General features: G+C 46.4%; 15 protein-coding genes. 1 reads left to right on the forward strand and 14 read right to left on the reverse strand.

Annotated elements, in window-relative coordinates:
• Window positions 1-21: 21 nt before the first annotated feature.
• On the reverse strand, window positions 22-1290 hold the full coding sequence (locus NC796_RS09055) for a cysteine peptidase family C39 domain-containing protein (RefSeq protein ID WP_310684062.1): 1269 nt from the start codon (window positions 1288-1290) through the stop codon (window positions 22-24).
• A 280-nt stretch (window positions 1291-1570) separates the two neighbouring features.
• The gene (locus tag NC796_RS09060; protein WP_310684063.1) at window positions 1571-2728 is read right to left on the reverse strand and encodes a 6-bladed beta-propeller; all 1158 of its coding nucleotides are present in this window, start codon (window positions 2726-2728) and stop codon (window positions 1571-1573) included.
• Window positions 2729-2934: 206 nt separating this feature from the next.
• Here NC796_RS09060 and NC796_RS09065 point away from each other — a divergent pair, with 206 nt between their 5' ends.
• A complete protein-coding gene (locus NC796_RS09065) occupies window positions 2935-4140 on the forward strand; it encodes an IS4 family transposase (RefSeq protein WP_310684064.1) in 1206 nt (401 codons plus the stop codon).
• A gap of 562 nt (window positions 4141-4702) precedes the next feature.
• Here NC796_RS09065 and NC796_RS09070 read toward each other — a convergent pair.
• From NC796_RS09070 to NC796_RS09125, 12 genes are all read right to left on the reverse strand, one after another.
• Window positions 4703-5740, reverse strand: coding sequence for a vitamin K epoxide reductase family protein (locus NC796_RS09070; RefSeq protein ID WP_310684065.1), 1038 nt, complete (start codon window positions 5738-5740; stop codon window positions 4703-4705).
• A gap of 17 nt (window positions 5741-5757) precedes the next feature.
• Window positions 5758-6327, reverse strand: a complete 570-nt coding sequence (locus tag NC796_RS09075) for a hypothetical protein (protein WP_310684066.1) — start codon at window positions 6325-6327, stop codon at window positions 5758-5760.
• Window positions 6328-6435: 108 nt separating this feature from the next.
• Window positions 6436-6840 (reverse strand): AraC family transcriptional regulator, encoded by a 405-nt coding sequence (locus NC796_RS09080; protein WP_310684067.1) that lies wholly within the window; start codon window positions 6838-6840, stop codon window positions 6436-6438.
• Window positions 6841-7087: 247 nt separating this feature from the next.
• Window positions 7088-8239, reverse strand: coding sequence for an efflux RND transporter periplasmic adaptor subunit (locus NC796_RS09085; protein WP_310684068.1), 1152 nt, complete (start codon window positions 8237-8239; stop codon window positions 7088-7090).
• A gap of 150 nt (window positions 8240-8389) precedes the next feature.
• The gene (locus NC796_RS09090) at window positions 8390-8794 is read right to left on the reverse strand and encodes a PIN domain-containing protein (RefSeq protein ID WP_310684069.1); all 405 of its coding nucleotides are present in this window, start codon (window positions 8792-8794) and stop codon (window positions 8390-8392) included.
• Window positions 8778-9041, reverse strand: coding sequence for a DUF6364 family protein (locus tag NC796_RS09095; protein WP_310684070.1), 264 nt, complete (start codon window positions 9039-9041; stop codon window positions 8778-8780). The genes NC796_RS09090 and NC796_RS09095 overlap by 17 nt, the downstream gene beginning before the upstream one ends.
• 508 nt (window positions 9042-9549) lie before the next feature.
• Window positions 9550-12597: an efflux RND transporter permease subunit gene (locus NC796_RS09100; protein ID WP_310684071.1), complete on the reverse strand. Its 3048-nt coding sequence runs from the start codon at window positions 12595-12597 to the stop codon at window positions 9550-9552.
• Between the two features lie 611 nt (window positions 12598-13208).
• Window positions 13209-14264 carry a 6-bladed beta-propeller gene (locus NC796_RS09105; RefSeq protein ID WP_310684072.1) on the reverse strand — a complete coding sequence of 352 codons (1056 nt, stop codon included), beginning with the start codon at window positions 14262-14264 and terminating at the stop codon, window positions 13209-13211.
• Window positions 14265-14291: 27 nt separating this feature from the next.
• A complete protein-coding gene (locus NC796_RS09110) occupies window positions 14292-15548 on the reverse strand; it encodes a 6-bladed beta-propeller (RefSeq protein WP_310684073.1) in 1257 nt (418 codons plus the stop codon).
• Between the two features lie 76 nt (window positions 15549-15624).
• Window positions 15625-16068, reverse strand: a complete 444-nt coding sequence (locus tag NC796_RS09115; protein ID WP_310684074.1) for a DUF6794 domain-containing protein — start codon at window positions 16066-16068, stop codon at window positions 15625-15627.
• Window positions 16069-16555: 487 nt separating this feature from the next.
• Window positions 16556-17458, reverse strand: a complete 903-nt coding sequence (locus NC796_RS09120) for a fasciclin domain-containing protein (protein ID WP_310684075.1) — start codon at window positions 17456-17458, stop codon at window positions 16556-16558.
• A 1016-nt stretch (window positions 17459-18474) separates the two neighbouring features.
• Complete coding sequence (locus NC796_RS09125; RefSeq protein WP_310684076.1) at window positions 18475-18837, reverse strand: hypothetical protein; 363 nt, start codon at window positions 18835-18837, stop codon at window positions 18475-18477.
• Window positions 18838-19074 lie beyond the last annotated feature (237 nt).

Consider the following 19074-nt stretch of genomic DNA (forward strand, 5'->3'; position numbering starts at 1 on the left):
AAAATACTGAGCTGATGGCGCTTATCCGACATAAAAAGATTCCATTTGAGTTAAAAATTGGCGATGTTCGATTAAACCTATCGGTTTTGGGAAAAATCCCCAAAACAAGGGGTTCTGCAAAGGCCCCAAGTTCTTAATTCTATAACGGAAAAGCCGGGCTTGTAGTCGTTCCCACTCCCAGCGTTTTTGCCTTTCACAGCTGTTAAGCTTAATAGACTGCATCCCTTGAACTATTTGAATGACCTTGCTCTGATCGCTGGAAGAGATACCAAACCGCTGGTAGTCCAGCTCCCGCCGTTTCTTTAGAAACAGAAAAACCCAAAGTACATAGAGGCTGCTGCTGACTAAAAAGATCACAAAGATAAGCATGTTGTAGTAAGCCAGTACAAATGAAAACACCAGAAGATTTACAAAAGAAAACACCGTACTGAGCGTCTGGTTAGTCAGGAATTCCTGGATACGCCGGTGATCCTCCATCCGCTGCATGATATCTCCGGTCATCTTAGTATCAAAGAATCCCATCGGTAGCTTCATCAGCTTAATCAGAAAATCGGAAAGGATGGAGACGTTGATGCGCGTGCTCATATGCAGCAGAATCCAGGACCGGATAAATTCGACACCCGTCCTCCCTATGAATAGCATCACCTGGGCAATGAGCACCAAGTAGATAAAATTCAGATCCCGGTTGTTGATGCCGATATCCACCACCGCCTGCGTAAGAAAGGGGAATATAAGCTGCAGAATGCTGCCAGCCCCCAGGCCCAGGGCAAGCTGAAACAGCAGGTTTTTATAGGGCTTGATGTAACTCAGCAGGCGCCCAAAATTTAACTCTTGTTCATTGTTATCCTCCAGGTCATAGAATTTTGGAGTGGTGTGTAACAGAAGAGCGACTCCGGTCGGCTGCCCCTCTTCCTTGTCGGTCAGCCAGTGTTGCACAAATGTATCTTTGGGTAAAGTAACACGGCCCTTGGCTGGATCAGCGATATACACCTTGCCGGATTTGATTTTATAAACAACAACAAAGTGTCGTTGATCCCAATAGACCACGCAGGGCAGCGGGGCCTGATCGGCTAGCTGCTCCCATGTTAATTTTGCTCCCACCGTACGAAAACCTATACTCTCTGCTGCCTCGCTGATTCCCAAAAGCGATACCCCCTCACGATTGATGCCGCTCTTGTTGCGCAGGGTGTCCATTGTATATTCTCGGCCATGGTGCTTGGCCACCATTCGCAGGCAGGTGGGACCGCAGTCCATAGCATCATATTGACGGTAGATTTTAAATGTACCCATAAAGATAGTTTGCAATTATAATCCTTAAATACTAATCCATCTCAAACCTGAAGTCCGGTTTATCCCTCGGTTTCAAGTGTGTAGAGGCGACAGTTTTTTGAACATTTGAATCGACTTGACTTTTCATGGATTAGCGAACTGAGAACAATTGTTTGATTATTGAAATTTAACAATCACTTCTCCTGCTTTTTAAAGCATTTCACCACTTATAGACATAAGTTATTCTCAATAATCTTTGAGTTAGTACAGAAAGATGCATTATAAAATGACAGAGGGATCTTCAGAACTTGTATATCTTGCTGGTTATATAGTCATCCGATACAGTAACAGCTAAATGGTGTGAAGCGTTATAGATGAAAGGTAACTTTTTACTTACCAAGCTGCCTTCACCGGTTACGCTGTCCAACAAAAAAGTAAGTCCCTCTTCCCGACTGCCGAACTTATCTTTATGGAATGTTTGCCTACGGACTTGTAAAATTTCATAATTGCCGTCAAAGGTCACAGATGGAATAAATCGGTCCATTATATCTTTGGGCGGGGTATATTCCAACGCGCCGAGCTGTTCCCCCTTGTTCTGTTGAATAATCTCGGGAAAATGCAGCCCATCTACGCGGGTTTTCCATTTGTGATGTCCGTCTTTTGCAGAATATCCCTCGACAACGGGCATATGTGCAAAAGTAAACATGACTGTTGAAGAAGCTTCGTTACAGCTGATATCACCTTCCGATAACCGATCCACGACCATGGGATAAGTACTCTTGTAGGCGCGACCAAAGGAAAACAATGGCTCAAAAGATGGCAGCGCAAACGCCTGAATCATATTGACGTTTTTATTCATTTTAATTTCATCTTCATTATCCTGGTTCATCAATCCCGTGAAGTGCACAAAAAGCTTGCCTGCACAAACACAGATGCTATAAGTCCTCTTATCTAGCTTAACAGTTTTCAGTAATTTGATTTTTTTAAGTTCTATGCTATAGATTTCGATACGATATCCGTTGTTTACCAATAGCCATTTATTGTTATAGTTTGCCATAGATCTGGCAAACTCAAACTCACCAGGTCCCTTTCCCTTACCACCAATAGAGGTTATGTAGCTACCATCTCTATTATAAACTCCGATGAGCTGTTTATGAGTATCCAGAAGGTATATACGCCATCTGGAATCAATTGCTGTATCTCCGATAAAGCCAAATAACTCGGTTCGGTCGCCCTGCAATTTACCAATAGATGAAATCTGTCTCGTGCTGTCCAACACTGGCAAAAACCAACGATCATCTTCCTTTTTTTGTGATATTTTTGCCTCAGCATTTATTATATGACCATTTTCACCAAGAGCTAAATTTTGTCGTGAAGGATGTATGATCTTAGATTTTCTGTGATTAGAACATGCCGTAACTAATATTATTAATATTATTAGACTAATATTTTCTTTCATTTTATTTTCGAACGTGTTGAATGAATTTCTAATACATTGAAATCGAACCCTTGGTTCACGCCAACTAAAAAAGTTTCTCTTAGTACGATCCTAATCAGTAATAATCACATCTGTCCAAGACGTTTGAAAAAGGTAGTCAGTGAAAGCCCCGAAGTCGGGGCTTTACTATTTTAGGAGGTCCAACCCTACCTAAAATATCACTGACCATGAATAATGTAACATTATTTGCACAGATTATGCAGACCTTAGACCGCTTTGCCTTCTCAAAGCTGGTCGGCATACACGGCTCGGATAAACATGCAAAAGGAATCACGAGCTGGACACATCTGGTAACGATGTTATTCTGCCAGTTTTCGAAGTTAAACTCACTGCGTGATGTTTGTAATGGACTAAAGTCTGCAAGTGGAAATTTGAATCATTTGGGAGTCGCCCGAGCTCCGTGTAAATCGTCCTTGTCCTATCAAAACAAGCACCGCGAGTGGCCGCTGTTCAAAGACTATTACTTCGCTATGATGAAAAAGCTAGCTGGAATGGCGCAGTTCCGGCAAACTCGCTTCAAGGTAAAAAGCAAAATCCTGTTGCTGGATTCGACCACCATCAGTTTGTGTCTGAGCTTGTATGATTGGGCTAAATTCCGCAAGAAGAAGGGGGCGATCAAGCTTCACACCCTGCTGGACTACGACGGATGCCTGCCTGTGTTTGTCCATATGACCGATGGCAAACCCCATGATTCTACCGTAGCCAAAGAGCTATCGCTGCCTGCCGATGCGGTGGTTATCGCCGATCGCGCCTACATCGATTTTTCAACTCTGTACCGGTGGAAAGCCGAAGGCAGTTACTTTGTCGTGCGACTGAAGCAATCCGTTCAGTTTACACGTGGAAAAGAAAAACCGCTACCCGACAATCGCCACCAGCACATACTGGTGGATGAATACATTGAACTGAGTCACTCCAAAACCTACCAAAAATACCCAGCCAAGCTACGCCGCGTGGTGGTCTATGACCCACAGAAGGATCAAACGATTGAACTCATTACCAACCAATTTTACCCGGCAGCAAACACAATTGGTGAACTCTATAAAGCCCGCTGGGAGATCGAAGTGTTCTTCAAAGAGATTAAACAGCTACTGAAAATCAAATCTTTTCTGGGAACAACGACCAATGCCGTGCTCATCCAGATTTGGACAGCAATGATCACGATGTTGATTTTGAAATACCTGAAGGCCTGTGCAACCTACTCATGGTGCTTGTCCAACATGGTAGCGTTTCTGCGATTAAACCTATTTGTAAAGTTTGACCTGAAAAAACTACTAAATGAGCCGTTTGAACCACCAGATCCATCGGAGGGCACTGATCACATACAGATAAGTTTATTTGAATGGGGGGGGATTAAAGGTGAGATGAGGAAATAATCTGTCCTAAACAAGCAGAAAGGTCTATATTTGTGAACTATCTAAGCGTTTTGGACAGCTATGAGTAATAATATTAATTTGAGGGCCTTGAAATACCTTCTTTGTACCCCTCTAAACCCTTGTTAAAGACTTGAGAGAGTTACTGAGGGAAAATTTCAAAGCCCTTCAATGATTTTAATTATAATTATATAATCTTTCCCGCTTCTACTAGTAGTACTAACTGTTAAAGAGGGGGGTTAACATGGTCTTTCTTGACAGTTAGGATACCCTGAATCATCGCAAGTAATACCGGAACTACCAGTGTAAAAGCAACGCCATCCGGATATGTGGTCGTATTCACAAGAAGTCCCATCACAATTACCACTTCCCGCCATCAGCTTTTTCATTTCTGAGCGTCCGAGGGCATGTCCAAAGTTTCCAAAGTTAAAGTTTGAGTTTTTCATAATAGTTTTCTGTTTAATGAACAATTAAAACTTGTTTTATCCCAATTTTATGAGAAAGGGACAAGTTATGCCAACCCTTGATTGCTCCGACCCAATTGCTCCCGAACCGAAGCAAACTCTTAACCAGTCATAAAAGTTACCTGTTTGATATCCTGTTGTTCGAAATAATCAATTATGTCAGGCACCAAGTTCATCATATCTATGATCCGATATTGCTTCGATAGTAGATAACCATTAATAAAAAATGAGGGTGTGGCTTTGATTTCTGCCTGATCCATCCAGTCGCTATGGCGAACTTTTAGCTTTTCAACAGCTCCGCTAACTTTGTCGTACGTTTCCAATGGATATTTTTTTTGGAATTCTTTCTGATCCATCGACTCGTACCAGTCCCGCAGCAAGTTTTTGGTTTGGGCGGATTCTCCGGTATGCCCGTAAATATTCTGTAACCACCAGCCCAACAGCCAAATGCCAGGTGCTTGACTTTTATTATTACCACTACTGATTTGCAGCCGAACGGCTAGGTTCACTGCATCTGGATAGGCAGCTATAAGACGTGCGGCCTGTTCAAATTCTAGCTTACATGGCCCGCAACTAAGGCTGGCGGCCATAGTAAGGGTCAACGGAGTCTTTGGGTTACCGATCAGCATCTCCTGTTCGAAAAAAGCGACATCAGTCCTTTTCTGGCGGCGCAACATGTGCAGAAAAGTGTCCGGATCATATTTTATTCGGTTGGCCGCCGCTTCTGCCTGTTCGACTTTGGCGGCCTGCATGAAGGCATTTTTCACCAGCATCAGTCCCGAACAAGTGGTAGTCAACAACAGCAATGTCAGGGCCGCCGCCATCCACCCAGCATCTCCTACCGAGATAATATCGTAGTTATACAAATACCCGAAGAGTCCCGCTTGTGTGAGGAGTATCGCGTCCACGACCAAGCACAGCCGACACCACACCTTGATCTGCACCGCCTGGTAATACAGAGAAAAGAACACCACCGGGAGAGCCAGCAAGCCCAACACTCCTAGGATTCCGTAATACGGAGAGGCTCTGCCCGACAACGGAATTATGAGACCGAACATCAGTGCCTGGAATAGAAAATAGCTGGCCGTGGCGTCCGAAAGAGTCAAGTTGCCGAACAGCCGTGCCCCAAACGAGCGCAATACGTTGTCACAGTTGGCTATCCTGCTGGACCCGCAAAAAGAACCGGTTGTTTATATTGGGTTCCAAATTCTTTGCCGATCAATAGCCAACCAATGACTGAACCAGCGACAGCTAAAAAAAGTAATGAGAAATGAATCCAGAAAAGGCTCCGAACGGATGGAAGGTGCACGAACAGAAGCCCGGCCAAAGCCAGACCGAACACAACCAGACTGGCCCTGTGTAAGGTTTCTTCCAAGCGCCGCCGTCTGTTTTCAGGATCGGCGATCTCGTCGGTCGGGGCGGCTTGGAGCACGACGACCTGACCAGCGTCCTCCCGGTCCTGCATCGCAGCCAAATCCTTTTGATGCCGCATAAAATATAACTTCCCACCTTGTCCGTCGGAGTGGAGCAGGTAGGGGAAAGGCAGCCGGTCCAACTCTGTCTCTTCCACTCGGGCCACCCGGTGGCGGATCCCTAGCCGTTCGAGGGTGTCAGCAACACTCAACAACGAGGGATAATCCGCGTGTGAGGCGATAAGTTTTTCACAATACTTCTTCGATATCGGGATACCCAGGTTACTCAGATAATTTGAAACGGCTTGTTCCATCACAAAGTAAAGTTTATTTAAGACTTTGACTCTAAACCATCATCTAGATAAGATTTAAAAAACAAAGTCACTTTAAAACCAACCTTTAAAACACCCTTAATTTTGTAATTAGATTTGTTCGAATTGATGGGACCTCCTCCACTGGCTTGGAGTAAGATCAAATTGGGCTTTAAACGTATTGCAAAAGGAGGAGAGGGAAGTAAAACCTATTATTAGCGCAATCTGAGTTACTGTTTCTGACGTTTGGGTGAGTAGCTTCTTACTTACTTCAATCCGGTGATGTAGAATATAGGACTTGGGATATTGGTACAGGTATATTTTGAACCGACCTGAAAAACTTTTGCCGTTAATATGGCAATGGGTTTTCATCCACTTAATGGTAAGCTTTGGATTGTACAAGTTTTCATGGATACATTTTACAGCTTCACTCACTTCGTATGGCCACTCCGGATCTGGCTCTGGTAGTTCATCCCGGTAGCGACTTAATACCCCTTTAACTTCCAGTTCTGGCATAAAAATTTTCTCCTCTTCTAAGATGATTGATATTGATGAGAATATGTTCTTTGCTCAAATGAATACAATTATCAAATTCGACAATAGCTTCACTACTCGTACACTCACCTGGGTTTGATCTGTTTGACTTCTCCCGCTACCCAGTAATAATAGATAGCATCGAAGGCATTATGTTACAAAATACATTAACCGGTTACTATTACGATGACAGTCCATTCCAATGAAAGCGCTAAAACTAGAAATCGCTTTATCTCCCTGAAAGGCTGCTACCTTCCGTCAACTCCATCCGCGGCTCCACAATTTGCAGGTGACTCAGGGCAAAATGGCGGTCCACGGCGATGGTGTCTCCGGGCGCGACTTCCTCGTGGTTGACGATAGCCCACTCCCCGTTTTGGGCGACCGGTTCTACATACACCCACTGAACCTCGTTGTTAGATGGCTGCAGCTTAAACAGCAGTGTTCGTCCGCCGTCCCGCGATAGGATTGCCGAGCGCGGAACCCGCGTCTTGCCCTCCTGCTTCAGCACCTGGATGCGTCCCTCCACGGTCATACCCGGCGTTAATAGCCCGTCGGCATTATCGGCTTCCACTATTATCGTTCCTGTTTTCGTCTCTGTATTGACTACCGGCGCCACGGCCTCCACCATGCCCTGCAGCTCTTCACCGCCCGGGGCTGTGAGCGCCACCGTCATCCCCGGCTCAATTTTGCTGAGCTCCGATTCCAACACATCAAACCGGATGCGAACGGTGCGGCTGTCGACGAGTCGCCCCACTTCCGTTCCCGCACCGAGGTAACTGCCGGAGGCGATCCGTTCCTCTGTATATAATTTCCCGGAAAAGGGGGCGGTCATCACCGCATAAGAGAGGTCCAGCTGCGCGCGCTCCACGTTCAGCTTGGCGTTGGCCAGCCCGGAATAGATGCGCACCAAGCTATCATCCCGCGCAATAATCCGCTCCCCGCTGTCAAGGCTTTCGATGACGTTCTGCGAGCGGTTCTCAATTTTATATTCACTGAGGGCCTGCTTGTAGCTGTTGCGTGCCTCTTTCAGGGCATATTCCCACTCGTCATCCACAAATGTCAGCAGCGTATCTCCTTTTCTCACCTGCTTCCCTTCAGTAATATGCGAGGTCTCGACGTACCCGCTGATCCTCGGTTTGAGGTTAGCAGACTTGTTAGCCTCTACCACGCCCTGGCTTTCAATATACTGGTAGATCGGCTGATCGTCGGCTACGGCAAAGACTACTTCCGGCCGCACTTCCACCGATTCCTGCTCCTCTTCGGAAAGAGGGTTCTGATCCTCTGACGAATTATTGCTGCAGGACCACAGCACGGCCACTGACAAATAAAGGTAAAAAATGATTTTTGTACGTGTTATTCCCATCACCTTGCTCTTGATCATTGTTAACAGAACTCCATTATGAGTAAAAAATGTGTTTTTTAAAAATTGTTATACCACAGAGGACACGGAGTAGCACAAAGAACCTCTAAGAAATTTGGGAAGCTTTGGGCCTGCTTTGCGCAACTCTGTGTTACAAAACATCCGTTCCATTTAATCAGATAAAATTTCAGATGGCTTCCGCACCGGGAGTGTGGATTTCGTGAAATCCGTGTTATTACGTGTTATAATTGCATCGCATTGGGCTTCTACCCCACTAAAATGCTGGATTGCATCCTCAAAATCCTGCCACCCGGAATTCAGGGCATCATTGATAATGGACGCCGAAAGTGTGGATATCGTTATGATGGAACATAACGCCTTCAGTTGTGTGATAACCTTTTTGGATGAGTGAAACCTGCACAGTACGTAATACATATTGGAAAAGGATTCGGGACTGACAACCCCTTCAAGATCTTCGTTTTCTACTTTCCAAAATAGCTTTTTGGCATCAATGTAATAGGGTTCCCGACCGGTAATGAAATCGAGACAAACATCGGTATCAATCAGAATCCTCATCGATTTCGTATTTTTTGGAAAGCGTTTCAGCTATAATCTCTTTATAGGGGCGATTGTCTTTAATGGGCAAACTGCCGGATAGTTTTTCCACAACCGAACCTTCGGGAGGCTCCCACTGCTCCTCGGAAGAAAGTTGGTTCAGGAACTCTTCTACCATCTCAGAGATGCTCTTACCCGTGGCCCGGGCATATCGTTTGGCCCGCCGCTTGGTTTCGCGGTCGATAGACAAAGTTAGTTTCTCTTTCATAACATTGTGACTTTATTAATACGTATTATAATATGAACGATACGTATGCTTTGCAATTGTATTGAATCTCTGCCCTCTGAAGTTATACCACAGAGGGACACGGAGTATTACAAAGAACCACGAAGGAGCTAAATATCGTTCTTTGCCCAACTCCGACTAATCTTTGCCATGGAAATTTCATAATTCTTAATCATAGTGTCTGAGATAATGGCATTTAAGTTCACTCAACACCGTTTTGGGTAGGGAGTTCATTATAACTCCAGACTACAATGAACAGACCTGCCTCCCCCGCTTCCGGCCTTGGTAAAGTTGACCGCCCGGAAGGGAACGGAGGGGAGCGTAAAGAAAAAATCTTTGATTTTTTTAGCGGAACGACGAGCCCTTCAGGTCAAGTTTACTTCCGCCGGCGATTTTTTTCGTTTATTTTTTCATCGTTGAAAAAATGAACAACAGGAATTAATAGTAGGCAGCTCCAAAAGTTTCTTACCGGACTACAGTATTTCCTAATTTAATTCTTCATTCTAACCTCCTCGGTCCATTGAAAGATAATCGGCACCAGGTAGAGCGTAAGCAGGGTGCTGGTGACCATACCACCCATCAGGGCCAGGGCCAGCGACTGGCGAAACGCGTATCCATCACCAAACGGCAGCAGCATCGGGACCAGCCCGAAAATGGTGGTTAGGCTCGTCATCACCACTGGGCGAAACCGGTGCAGGCCCGCCTGCTTGACCGCCACATCCAGGTTGCCGGTATCGGCATAATAGCGGCGCATGAAATCCACTTTCAGGATGGAGTCATTCACGGCAATACCTGTTAAAATCAAGATTCCCATAAAAGAGAGCGCATTCAGACTGGTGCCGCTGACCCATAAAATGATCACCGAGCCCACCCACGCAAAAGGTACCGCCACGAGGATAATCAGCGGGTGCCGGAGGCTCTCAAACTGCACCGCCAAAATGATATAAATGATGATCACACTGATCAGCAGCAGGAGTCCCATGTCGGAGAGAAGCGAAGCGATGCTGATGACCGCGCCACCCACTTTCACTTCGGTCCCGGTCTGGCGGGCAAATTCGGTAAGCGAATACTGCAGCGACTGCCCGTTCCACCACCAGTCGGTAAAGCCTAACTCGGCTTGGTAGCTGAGCACCGGCGTCTGGTTGACCCGCTCCAGCTGCTCGGGTTCTGAGCTTCGGCGAATTGTCACCAATTTTGTCAGCGGCACTTTTAGTCCATTCATATCCAGGGTAATGTCCTGTGGATCAAAGACCCGTCGATCGTATCCCACCAGCCGGATCGGCACGTTCTCATCCTGGCGGTTCCAGTCGGTAATCCAGCTACCGCGCGTCAGGGACTCCAGGTAGCTTATTACCTCCTGCTCGCTGATGCCCAGTTGTAACAACGTTTCCGTCTTGAATCGAAGCTGGTAGGTCGCCAGCTGCTGCTCGTACTGCTTGGTGAGCTCCAGGTCGAGCCCGGCCCCGCTCAGCATCTCTTGCAGTCGACCGACCAGCTGCTCGCTTTGGCTACGATCGTCGCCTACCAGGCGGAACAGCACGGGCGGTTCGTTAGAGGAGGGCAGCACATTCAGGGCATTTTGCATGGATTGTTCCTGCGCGGTCCACCCCGGGTGCTGCTGGAAAAAATCGGTGACCGAACTTCTCACTTCATCCGCCCCCGAGAAACCGTCAACGGGGATTGATATCTCAAATTTGTTCATACCCTCATCCGACAGGTTCGAGAGATTCGTCTGGTCGGTGTAGCCGCCGAGAGCGCGGACGTGGCGTTTCGTAGCCGTCGCCTTGTTCACGTGGCGGGTCAGCGCTTGGGCGACCTGCTGGGTGGCGTTCAGCGAGGTGTTGCCGGGCAGGCGGACCTGGTAGCGGACGTGCTCCGGCTCTGTTTCGGGCAGGATTCCCTTTTCGACTCCTATAAATAGAAAAGCGGCACAGGCAAGTAACAACACCATCCCGCTCACAACCGGGGTTTTATGTTGAAGCGACCACTGCAGGCTCCGTTCGTAATGGTCGCGCACTGTGTTAAAGAAGTTGTTAAAGCCGAGCAACGATCTGCCTTTTCCTCTTTTCTGCACCTGCACGACCAGCACCGGCAGGATGAGCAGCGCCACTCCCAGCGAGGCCAACAGGCTGATGGAGAGTGTCCACGCCTGGTCTTGAAAAAAGGCGCCTTCAAATCCTCCGAGGAACACCAGTGGCAGAAATACCGAGATCGTGGTAAAGGTAGAGGCTGTAACTGCCAGGGCGATCTCCCGGGTTCCCAGGTCGGCGGCTTCCAAAATTGAGGTCGAGTCGGAGCGGTGCCGACTGATATTCTCCAGCACGATGATGGCGTTGTCCACCAGCAGCCCGATGCCGAGGGTGAGTCCACTGAGCGAGACGATGTTGAGCTGGATGTTGGAGAGGTACATCACAAAAAAGGTCAGAAAGATGCTGACTGGGATGGCAACGCCAATGGTGAACGGCGTGCGCCAGTCATCCAAAAACAGGAAGAGTACGATAAACGCAAGCACCGCGCCGTAAAGCAGGGTTTGCAGCAGGTTGCTGATCGCATTCCGAATAAAGCTGGCGTTCTCGCTGAGTACCGTAATGCCAATATTGGGATTCTGGGTTCGTAGCTGGTCCAGCAGCGGAAGCATGGTGTCGTAGGACTCAACGGTGTTGGCGCCGTACTCCTTTTTGACCAGCACGCTGAGCACTTCCTGTCCATCAACGAGGGAAAAAGACGTGGGATCGGACTCGGCCATGCGGATCTGGGCAACATCGGTGAGCTTGACCACCTTGCCGGTGCCGAGCGTTTTAAGTGGTATCTGCTGGACATCATCCACCGACTGGATACGGCTCTGAATTTTGAGGGAGTAGCGGTACCAGCCGTCACGAAGTTCCCCGGTGGCAGTGAAGAGGTTGGCTTGTGAAACCAGGTTTTCCACCTGTCCCAGCGAGATGCCGAACCGGTTCAGGGCCTCGGGGCGGTAGCGGATCTGAACTTCCGGGACGACTTCTCCGACCAGCACGGCCTGGGCAATGCCGTCGGCCTGCTCCAACCGGCGCGTGAGCACCTCTTCGGCCCAGCGCTTGAGATTGAGCTGCGTATTAAAATCGGGATTCGATTCGGTTTTACTGGTGATGCCGAGCACGGCGATCGGCTCGTCGGAGGCGGCATTCTGCACGAGCTGCGGGCGGTCGGCCTGCTGGGGCAGTGAAAAGCGAACCTGGTCAAGCTTTTCGCGGACATTCAGGAAGGCCAGGTCCATATTTTCGCCCCATCGGAACCGCAGCGAGATGATGCTCTGTCCCTGCCGGGCAAACCCGTGGATACTTTCCAGTCCCTGCACGGTACTGAGGATCGCCTCCATCGGCTCGTTGATGCGCTGCTCCACCTCCCGCGGGGCCGCACCGCTCCAGTCGGTCCGCACCAGCAGGGTGGGCGAATCGACCTCCGGCAGCAGGTTGACCGAGAGTTCTCCCAGGGCGATAGACCCGAAGATGAGCGTCGCCAGTATCAGCATGAAGGCGGTAATGGGACGTTTTAGCAGCATGTCTCCTCTAATAGAATTTGCAGCACCATCGATTTTAAATTACTACCATTATAGTATATGAGGTGCAGAGGGGCAAATGGGATCTTGTTTATGGGTAAGTCAAACTTTTAGAAACGTATTCAACGGTTAGATTAGATGGCAAAGAACCGAGAAATATCCTCTGTGTCATCCCGGACCTCCGACAGCTGTCGGAGATCTAGTAGTGGCACTAGACGCTGATCTGCTGAGAGCCAACATCAAAGATAAAGGCTATACGAGATCCTGAAACAAGTTCAGGATGACACAATAGCTACTTTTAACCGCTAAACGCGTTTTAGTAACATCTTTATATTTATTCAAAGTGCGGAGGACTCATACCTTCACAGACCACTATGAGAAACCTTTGAACATAGTTTTATTGTTTGCAAAACCCTTTAAAAGCAGTGTAGTTGTTTAACTTTAACATATCGAGACTTTCAGTCCCAGTGTCTTATTTGCCGGAAACGGGGTTTCACTTCCTTTGTTATTACAGCCTAATATCACGCTCAGGAGAGTTACCAAGACGATAAGTCTTCTCTGTGAAACATACCTCATAGAAGTAGTTTGAATGTGAGATTTAGCTTTTATTACAATCACGGCAAGCTCGCCTTATATACCTGTCCCATTCTAGGCGCAGTACAGAAGATAGTGTTGCTCGCTGGATCAACAGTAAAATCAAAAAACATCGGATCCATCTTGGGCAGGTTATAAATAGTTTCGATCGTGCCATCCGCTCCCACTTTCACAATTTTTCTCCGGTGTCCCTCTACAGGCACCCAAAACAGATAGGCCGTGCCATTGACCACTTTCATTGCCGTTATATGCTGAACGACGGGCATTGCGGCTTCAGGTGATTTCTCTGCTCTTTTTACCAACTGTTCAAAAATTGCATCGTTAACCTTTAAGTCAATATCCTTTTTCCAGATTAACTTTCCTTTCGTATCGTACTTTTGCAGCTGACTGTAGGCGGAGAGGAAAACGAAGATGTTATTGCCTGCATCATCATAAAATATTTTCACATCATTTTTCACCAAAGTGGGAATTTCACCATTGCTCAATTGCTGGCGTGCTTGTTCAAGATTTGGAGAGACCTGGCTTTCTGCCATCGCCTGGCCAAAATAGATCGTGGTATCTTCTTTAAGATCTACTATTTTCAGGAGGCTGTTTTCCCTGCCCTGCGTGCCAGCCACATACTTTTGCGGACCCATCACTGTCAAATGGCTTGTAAAAGGATTTCCTTCGAAGGGAAATGATTCTTTAAAGGTGCCCGTCCGATCAAAGCGACTTGCCCTCATTAGATTTCCATCGATGACATGTAACTGATCTCCTGTTTGGCTCACATAGAGCGGTCTGCTAAACTCTCCCGGTCCTTTTCCCTCTCCGCCAAACCGTTTCTGAAACTCGGCATCGGTGTTGAACAGGAACACTTCTTTCAGCTTGCCGTCCAATATTGCCAGCTGGTCATCGCCGATGTACTCAATGGAGACGGGCTGCACCACCCCGTCCTGCTCAAAATCGATAAAGAGGTCGACCGATTCGATATCTTTTGTTTCAATTTTCCCTGTATTTTTATCCTTGTTTTGACAATTCCAAAGACTGATGCATAACGTCAGGATGAAAATAGATTTGATAGCAGGTCTGTTTTTCATATGATGGGAAGTTGAGAGAAAAAATCTTTATTCCATTTTAATACGGTAGCGAACTATGTTTTCAATACAAGTTTCTTTTTCGGTCTCATGCGTGTACATATAGCCATTCTGTACGACTTTTATAGGCTTGTCCCGAGGCCACTCAAATTTGGTGATCACCTCTCCCGATTTTTTTAATACCCACCACTCATATACCCCAATATCATCAACAATTGTAGCGGCCCACAGACGGTTCTCATCATCAAAAAACATGTTCTCCAACGCTGGCCAAGTCTCCGGCAGATTCTCCGCCTGCCTGATCATCTTCAACGCCACGTCTTGCCCTTCATAATCATCAAGCATAACCATAAAATCTGTCTTTTTATATCGTTCAAGTACTTTAGTCTTGTTAAACACTCTGTTTTTAAATGGATGCCGGATCGTATTTACAAGCTCACCATCGGTATTATATACCTGAACTTTGAACTCTTCTGACTTCGTAGCATACAGGTGGTCATCATCCGAAACAGCAATCAATGATTCGCCGAAGAAGGGGAAGGACAACCTTTTCGCAACTCTATTTGTATTTGGATTTTCATAAGTTAAATAAGTACGCCCCTTCTGTTCCAAAATAGGTCCGGAAACTATCCTTCTGGAACTGTCCTGAGTAACATAACGGATGAAACTTTTAGATTCCCTATACTCAGGATCAGAGTGTTGATAGCTTACCAAAAACCTCCCGTCAGTCAAAGGATGTATATATTTGGGATCATAGTTTTTTAGCGCTTGGAATTCATCTGTGTTGACGGCTTCAAGTTTCATGCTGTGCGAAAATGAGAAGTCTTCTAAACTATAGACATGGACTTTAACGGTGTAATATCCATCCGTAACGTATAATCGACCCGAATGAATTTCCATTGTTGTTCTTGGGGTCATTATGCCGAACTCTCCGGGTCCGCGTCCTTGCTTGCCGATCGAAGTTAGAAAGTCTCCACCTGGGCTGAAAGCGTGGATGGTAGTTTGATCCATATCCGCTATAAATACCCGGTTTTGGTCATCTACTGCAACATTGGCTATTTCACCAACCATAACCTCATCGGTGGCTCCATAGGTAACTCCCCGAATGAAATTCATCTCATAGCTTGAATTTAAATCTGAGGTGGGAGAGGCTTTAGCAGTATCTGCTTTCTGGGTTCGCTTGGGGACTCCTTCTTTCTGAGTTGAAGACGATACTTCTTTTTTTTCACTCGCCGAACAACCCCAACATAAAATGATAAGCGAAAACCCGATGACCGTGGATTTCATGACATGATAATTTAATTGTGTAATTCGAAAACCTAGTTTTGTTCTTAGAAGCCATACTCAACAGTAGTAAATAGCCTCAAGATTCCTGCAATAGCGGCATCTGATCCTCTACCCTGATTTGTTGCCCGTGCAGGTAGCGCCAATACGATTCCAATATTACCGCCGACATGTGGGTGGGATGCTGAATACCCATACCATGCAGATGCCTGCTCAATCGTGATCCATTTAGATCCCGAAAGCCCCAGTTCCGCTGAATCCACTCACCCAGCGGTCCCGTGTTAAACCGCCTGAGCAACAACTCCTCTGAGGGACATGATTTAATCTCATCTATCAATGCTTCTGTTAGCATCTTGTCCAGTTCCCGGAAAGAGCCTTCAAGGTTTTCCGGGATGTACACATTGTGAGAAAAGGTGCTGTCGATGGTGGGGGTGATGGTGTAATCACCAATTTTATGTGGCTGCCCAAATGAAACTGAACATGTAACAAGAAATAGTAATATTGAAAAATAGTAGGTTCGCATAATAACTATCCCTTGTGACCAAGCGCCTCTCCCACAAGCGCTGAAGTCTTTTAATATTTGATTAAAGCAATTGTAACCATAAAAAGCCGGCCTATCAAATGGGGGGATAATAGAACACGATGACATAGGTTTAGCTGATCAAAAGCGGATTGTTTAAGTAACGTTAGTTCAATATAAAATCTGTCATTGAGAGCGATTACGCGATCATCGGGGGAAAATTGGAACCGGGATTTATAGGATTAGAGGATCAGCAGGATTGTAATGTTTACCTGAGAAAGAATTCCGAAAATCCTTTAAATCCTGCTCATCTCGGTTCCAAGTGTGAAAAGTAAAATCAGCTGATTCACTTGGATTATTTCATCGGTGGTTATCTGCCTAACCCGTGTCATCTGCGTTCTATGCACATTGAATGAACTGGATTTGTAGGAATTGAGCCTGCCATCGTATCGGATGAAACAGGCTCAATGTAACCATGGTGAATAGTTCCTTATTCTGAAGAAGGATCCAGCAGTCCATCAATAATATGGACAACGCCATTGGTGCCCTCCAGGTCGGCCTGGGTAACCACGGCATTCCCGTTAATCGAGATGGTATCTCCTTCTACTTCAATTGTGATAGTCTCGCCGTTGCTGGTCTCAATGGTTTGACCATCCTCCAGGTCTTCCGCCATCATTTTGCTTGGAATTACGTGGTAGGTTAGCTGTTCTTCCAGCTCCTGTTGACCGTCCGGCAGATCTGCATCTTCGAATGCCACCTCCGATGGAGCAAATACTGTATATCCAGATTCGGTCTCTTTATTGAGCGTATCTGTGAGTGCAGCATCCCGGATACCCTCCTGCAGGGTCTGCAGCCTGTATCGCTTTTCAATAATGCCGAATACCGTGTGGAACTTATCGGGAAGCGGGACTTCGTTAAGAGCATACAGAATGCCATTGGTGGTCACAATATTCCCAGCTATAACCGTGGCTTTACCATCCACATAAATGCTATCATCGAGCACTACAAAAAGCGAATCTCCTTGGCGACTCTCCAACGGTTGTTTTTCTCCAAAGTCACCGGCATAGATTTCATCCTCGATAACCTGGTACTCCACCAGCTCGGCCAGCTGTTCGGTGGACATGGTATCGAGCATTCCTTCGGGCAGCTTTTCGAACGCTTCGTTTGTCGGGGCAAAGATGGTGAATGGGCCGGTTCCCTTGAGATCGGAACTGAGTTCGGCATCCTCCACGGCCTGTACAAACGAGGCCAGATCGTCATAGGAGCCGGATTTCTCAATTAAGTCGAGCTCGGGTTCCGGGGTTGAATTGCTGCTGTTGAGATCGCAAGCAACAAATGTAACGGTAAAAGCAAGAATAAGAACTAAACAAAATTTGGCAGTAAAATGGGTCATCGAGTAGTTGAGTTTTTGATTATGTTTTCCTGAAACCGGAAACCCTGCAGGTCCCGGGGATCTGAAGTTATTTGTGCAACGTGCAACCTTTATACACAGTCAAAGACCGGGTAACTAGCCCGTATTTCTCACAAGTATTTGGGATAAATCCCTGTAACTTAATGGCAGACAGTAACTTATATCATATCCACTGCCAATATAGTTGTAACAGTGTGTAAAATGCTGCGAAATTTCCCCCTCAGCTGCGTTGAAGGGGAAATAGTTTGCTCAACGTACCAGAGTACGTTTGCGGGGCTATTTCCCCTTCGCCTTGCTGAGAAAAAAATTTCTTGGTGAGAAATCCGGGCCAGAGGGGTGCTTAAAAAATAATGAAAACCCTTATAACCTTAGTTCGATATATAAACTGTCATTACAGCTCTCGGGTGGCAATCTCCTAATTGGATGAACAATATCCAGGCGGGAGATCGCCACGTCGACCTCATTATGGAACCAATTTCTTTCAAAGACGCCTCCTCGCGATGACAGTTAAGATTTTTGGGATTCTTATATCGAACTGACGTTAAGATAATGAGATATCCCTTTTGTATGAGCAATCACCAGGCAACATGGACTGTCCACCTCTACAAGCATCTTTTGATGAAACACGCAGTACATTTATTGCCGGTATCCAACTTATCCGACAGCAGGATACCATGGATCCCGTGATGGGATACCACGAATCCCGGAGTAGGATACCACGGATCCTTCGGTCGAATCTAGTGTATCCCAGAACAGGATCTAGCTTTTTCGGGTGTCTGTACTGCGATTAAATAGGGCTTCCTCAAAAAGTCACAATAGCCCTTATCGATGGCATAGGTGTTCCTTTTTGTGTGAACAAAAAGGAACCCAAAAAATCACCGGCGGAGGATTTCTTCGCCTGACTGCACTTCGCTGTGGCTAAAAGAAACCAAGATATTCATGTTCGGAGCTCCTTCCGAATTATTGAGGTTTCCCACGCCTCCAGTCTTTCCCGAAAGCTACTGCAAGGTTTCTTTCTTAACGCCTCCGCTGCGTTTGTCTGGACGGCTCGTAAATCCGTAGGCCGGAGGGATAAAGCTTAACTCCATCGGCAGTCCCAAGTCCAGAAAATCCCTGCTTTCGGTGCCAGCAACGTCTCCCAACGTTGATAAGCAGGAGCCTGAATGAAGTTTTAATAGAACAATATCTGGGATTTTATGGTGAGTTTTTTGGTTCATTTTTTCCTCACCGAAAAAATGAACACCCCTGTTTGTCAATAATAACTTATTTTGTTCATCTAAGGCACCATATTGGCATAATCGAATCGCAGAAATACAAGATTTTTGAGCAAATAAGGGAAATTCCTTGCAGGTAATTGTCATAAGAAATACTCTAATTCCTTGGTAACCAATGAGTTAATATGGGTCTGAGGATGCCCTAAATATGGACAGTTTGATGAAGTGGAAGGTAATCCCTTGTTAGGGAGCTATTACATTTTGAAGTGCTAAATGAACGCCCGTTCTACTTTAATTAGCTATTATAACCGGGGGTTATGAGGGAGTTGTAATCCCGACTATACGTTATGCGTAACCAATAGAGATTACAATATATCGAGAATG

Source organism: Aliifodinibius sp. S!AR15-10, from assembly GCF_031569985.1.
GTDB lineage: Bacteria > Bacteroidota > Rhodothermia > Balneolales > Balneolaceae > JAMQKA01.

Bases quoted from the DNA above. Each gene is read 5' to 3' on its own strand.
- NC796_RS09055 (WP_310684062.1), bottom strand. From the start codon at position 1,290: ATGGGTACATTTAAAATCTACCGTCAATATGATGCTATGGACTGCGGT.
- NC796_RS09060 (WP_310684063.1), bottom strand. From the start codon at position 2,728: ATGAAAGAAAATATTAGTCTAATAATATTAATAATATTAGTTACGGCA.
- NC796_RS09065 (WP_310684064.1), top strand. From the start codon at position 2,935: ATGAATAATGTAACATTATTTGCACAGATTATGCAGACCTTAGACCGC.
- NC796_RS09075 (WP_310684066.1), bottom strand. From the start codon at position 6,327: ATGGAACAAGCCGTTTCAAATTATCTGAGTAACCTGGGTATCCCGATA.
- NC796_RS09080 (WP_310684067.1), bottom strand. From the start codon at position 6,840: ATGCCAGAACTGGAAGTTAAAGGGGTATTAAGTCGCTACCGGGATGAA.
- NC796_RS09085 (WP_310684068.1), bottom strand. From the start codon at position 8,239: ATGATCAAGAGCAAGGTGATGGGAATAACACGTACAAAAATCATTTTT.
- NC796_RS09090 (WP_310684069.1), bottom strand. From the start codon at position 8,794: ATGAGGATTCTGATTGATACCGATGTTTGTCTCGATTTCATTACCGGT.
- NC796_RS09095 (WP_310684070.1), bottom strand. From the start codon at position 9,041: ATGAAAGAGAAACTAACTTTGTCTATCGACCGCGAAACCAAGCGGCGG.
- NC796_RS09100 (WP_310684071.1), bottom strand. From the start codon at position 12,597: ATGCTGCTAAAACGTCCCATTACCGCCTTCATGCTGATACTGGCGACG.
- NC796_RS09105 (WP_310684072.1), bottom strand. From the start codon at position 14,264: ATGAAAAACAGACCTGCTATCAAATCTATTTTCATCCTGACGTTATGC.
- NC796_RS09110 (WP_310684073.1), bottom strand. From the start codon at position 15,548: ATGAAATCCACGGTCATCGGGTTTTCGCTTATCATTTTATGTTGGGGT.
- NC796_RS09115 (WP_310684074.1), bottom strand. From the start codon at position 16,068: ATGCGAACCTACTATTTTTCAATATTACTATTTCTTGTTACATGTTCA.
- NC796_RS09120 (WP_310684075.1), bottom strand. From the start codon at position 17,458: ATGACCCATTTTACTGCCAAATTTTGTTTAGTTCTTATTCTTGCTTTT.
- NC796_RS09125 (WP_310684076.1), bottom strand. From the start codon at position 18,837: ATGACAATTACCTGCAAGGAATTTCCCTTATTTGCTCAAAAATCTTGT.